The organism is Oleiphilus sp. HI0128 (genome assembly GCF_001635365.1).
In genome coordinates this window covers 1-3,422 of sequence record NZ_LWGG01000747.1, presented here as the reverse complement: position 1 = coordinate 3,422, position 3,422 = coordinate 1, and the positions used below count along the sequence as shown (strand labels likewise).

Sequence of the window (3,422 nt, the reverse complement as noted above, 5' to 3'; positions counted from 1 at the left end):
TACTCTTTGCTGCGTTATGTCCGTTACCAAAGCTATCGCTTCCCTCGCTGTACTCTCACTTGCGGACAGAGGAATCATCGATCTCGACCAGCCTGTCTGCACGTATTGGACAGAGTTTGCTCAGGCGGGAAAAGACAAAATCACAGTACGCTGCGTTTTGGCTCAACTCGCAGGCGTTCCTGTTGCCGATGCAGCGCCTGCCGGTTCCCTCTATCAAAAAGGGGTTGTCGAGCAAGCATTAGAAGTTCAAGCACCACTTTGGCCCGCAGGCTCTACTCCCTGCTACCACTCTTTTACTCATGGCCCTCTGTGCCAGGCTTTGATCAGTAAGTGTACCGGTCAAACCTTAGGGCAATATTTGCAAGAAGAAATATTTGGGCCAAACAATATTGAATTCTACCTAGGCATGAATGAAAGCCAGATTACTCGTTGCGCCGATATCGTCATATCTAATGGTGTTCCTACCTTACAACAAGTCAACGACCCAAACTCTTTACTTGCTAGAGCTTGGAAACCAATCCCGGACCCTCAGCGTATGTTTGAGGACCCTGATTTCCGAACCCACGAGTTCGGGTCTGGCAATGGCCATAGTAACGCTAGAAATATCGCAAAGATTTATAGCCTATTGTCAATGGAAGGAACTATCGATGAACTCAATCGAGACCATCGACTTATCAGCAAAGCGGCCTTGGAAGACGCGATAAAAGAGCAGTGGGATGGTGTTGAAGTCATGACCCACCGCCACTTTCGCTATGGAACGGGCTTTATGTTGAACAACCCGTATTTTAAAACAGGTGACAACCCTAGAAGCTTCGGCCACCCCGGTTTAGGCGGCGCTATTGCTTTTGCTGACCCAGATGCAAAAATCAGCTTTGGCTATTGTGGCAATCGAGTACACCCGATTAATGAAACAGGGCCCTGCGCCAAAGCCTTAATTGATGCTTTGTACAGCTGCATATAGCAACGCCAGCCAACTAAACCTAAGCAGTCACTGGCCCGCTATGAAAACGAAATTCTTCATCTGGCTGCTCGATTAATTCCTGCTCTTTCTCTCTGAAAAAAGCGACTCTCTCGTCGAGCCCTTCTTTGCAATAACCCGAAGCAAGTTTTAGATAGTCTTGATAGTGACGAGACTCCGACTTGAGCAAAGAAATATAAAAGTCCTTTAACTCATCGTCTAGCAAGGGCGCTGTCTTGGCAAAGCGCTCGCAGGAGCGCGCTTCAATAAATGCGCCAATGATCAGTAGATCAATCACACGGTCAGGATCTTGTTTTCGGACAGAATCTCTAAGCCTTGCTGCATAGCGTGATGCCGTCATGTGACCGTATGCCAGTTTACGTTTTTTGATAAATTTCATTACCTGTTCGAAATGCCTGAGCTCTTCACGAGCCAAGCGAGACATCTTCATCAGCAAGTCTGGATTACCCGGATAACGGTGAATCAGGTTAAGCGCTGTCATTGCTGCTTTCTTCTCACAGTGAGCGTGATCCAGCAGCATGATATCCTGATTAGCCAGGGCATTTTCGACCCAAAGGTCAGGGGTTTCACAGCCAAGAAAGCTATATATTTCACTTAAGTCCTGGTTTATCTCACTCACAAACATTACTCACTGATATCTTCATCTAAATTTAAAAATTCTTTCATAGCACACCAAGACGCTAGCTTATCCTCTTTCGACATGGCTGCATTGGCAGGACTGGTCGAAGGTAAGTTCAGGGTTGTATCAGGAGTAACTGAAACGCCGATAAACTTCTTGTACAACTTGGCTGCAGCCTGACCGTTAAACGCAATCAGCTTAATACTCGGGTTCTGTTCAAGCATGCCTTGAATATCATTCGCCTTCATAGTGGACTGGTCGATATTCGAATCCAGACTTCCTGGGCGGTAGCATGAATGAGCGACATCCCAAATCGCGATACCGCAGCGTTTAGCCTCTTCCAGGCGTTGCACATAAGGCAAGGCCAGGTCAAAACTGCATAGTTGCGCCAATATCCACCAGAAGGCATTGCGAGGATGTCCGTAGTATTGCTGCTCTTGCAGGGATTTAACACTGGGCATCGTGCCTAATATTAGAACTGTTGGCTCTTCTCCAAGCACCGGAGGAAAGCCTTTATCGATTACTTTTTGCGTTTCAGCCATTATACTTCACACTAATAACGCTAGAACTTTAATGCCACCGCTGAAGATGCCTTGATCGCCTTCTGCGTTGCCGCCTCAATTGTTTCATCCAAGGCCAGTGCAACCCCCATACGGCGTTGCCCCTTTACTTCGGGCTTGCCGAACAAGCGCAAGTGCACATCAGTATCAGACAAACATTCTTCAAGGTTACCAAAGCAAAGTTGTTTGGACTCCCCCTCAACCAAAATGACCGAGGACGCTGCCGGACCAAGCTGTTTAATCTGGGGAATAGGCAATCCAAGAATAGCCCGCGCATGCAAAGCAAACTCAGAAAGATCTTGCGATACTAAGGTCACTAAGCCTGTATCGTGTGGCCTAGGTGAGACTTCACTAAACAAGACTTCATCGCCTTTTACGAATAACTCAACGCCAAAGATACCATTGCCACCCAGGTTTTCAGTCACTTTATGAGCGATATCCTGAGCCGCTGCCAAGGCCTTTTCGCTCATTGCTTGAGGCTGCCATGACTGTTGATAATCACCATTCTTTTGGACATGGCCAATCGGCGCACAGAAACTTGTCTGACCAGCGTGGCGAACAGTTAATAAGGTTATCTCATAATCAAAGTCGACAAAGCCTTCGATAATGATGGTGCCTGCCCCTGTACGGCCACCTTCTTGTGAATATGCCCAAGCGGCATCAATACCATCCTCAGTCTTCACAGTGCTCTGGCCTTTGCCAGAGGAGCTCATAATCGGTTTCACCACACACGGCAAACCAATCTCCTGAAGCGCTTGTCGATAAGCCTCATAATCGCTGGCAAACTGATAGGGAGAGGTTTTTATGCTCAAATCCTCTGCCGCCAAGCGCCGAATACCTTCGCGATTCATGGTGAGATTAACTGCACGTGCAGAGGGAATAACCTGGTAGCCTTCTTTCTCTAGCGCCACCAATTCAGCGGTCGCAATGGCTTCGATTTCTGGCACAATTAAGTGTGGTTGCTCTTTCTCGACCACCTCTCTAAGCGCTTTTGGGTCAAGCATATCGATCACGTAACTGCGATGTGCGACTTGCATCGCCGGTGCATTGGCATACCTGTCCACAGCAATCACTTCGACACCAAAGCGCTGTAATTCGATAACCACTTCTTTGCCCAGCTCACCAGAGCCGCAAAATAATACCTTTGTTGCCGTAGGCGATAAGGGCGTGCCAATGCTAGTCATTTTGATAAACCTGTTGTCAGTTGTTAGGATAAATCTAGATATAGGATTTCTGTTCGCGCTCTTTAGCGAGCTCTAGTATT

Annotated in this window: 4 protein-coding genes; 1 reads left to right on the top strand and 3 read right to left on the bottom strand. The window is 47.5% G+C overall.

Features of this window, described 5'->3' with window-relative positions; genetic code table 11:
- A partial coding sequence (locus tag A3763_RS09870) for a serine hydrolase domain-containing protein (RefSeq protein ID WP_156495035.1) occupies positions 1–961 on the top strand: 961 nt, incomplete at its 5' end.
- A 19-nt stretch (positions 962–980) separates the two neighbouring features.
- On the opposite strand, the gene A3763_RS09865 is transcribed toward A3763_RS09870, so the two are convergent.
- From A3763_RS09865 to purT, 3 genes are read right to left on the bottom strand one after another with little or no spacing between them, the layout of a single operon-like run.
- Entirely contained in the window at positions 981–1,598 is a 618-nt protein-coding gene (locus A3763_RS09865; RefSeq protein WP_231872160.1) for a tRNA-(ms[2]io[6]A)-hydroxylase, read from the bottom strand.
- A gap of 5 nt (positions 1,599–1,603) precedes the next feature.
- Entirely contained in the window at positions 1,604–2,140 is a 537-nt protein-coding gene (locus A3763_RS09860; RefSeq protein ID WP_068514824.1) for a DNA-deoxyinosine glycosylase, read from the bottom strand.
- A gap of 20 nt (positions 2,141–2,160) precedes the next feature.
- Positions 2,161–3,342 carry a formate-dependent phosphoribosylglycinamide formyltransferase gene (gene purT / locus A3763_RS09855; RefSeq protein WP_068514822.1) on the bottom strand — a complete coding sequence of 394 codons (1,182 nt, stop codon included), beginning with the start codon at positions 3,340–3,342 and terminating at the stop codon, positions 2,161–2,163.
- Positions 3,343–3,422 lie beyond the last annotated feature (80 nt).

Bases quoted from the DNA above. Each gene is read 5' to 3' on its own strand.
- A3763_RS09860 (WP_068514824.1), bottom strand. From the start codon at position 2,140: ATGGCTGAAACGCAAAAAGTAATCGATAAAGGCTTTCCTCCGGTGCTT.
- purT (WP_068514822.1), bottom strand. From the start codon at position 3,342: ATGACTAGCATTGGCACGCCCTTATCGCCTACGGCAACAAAGGTATTA.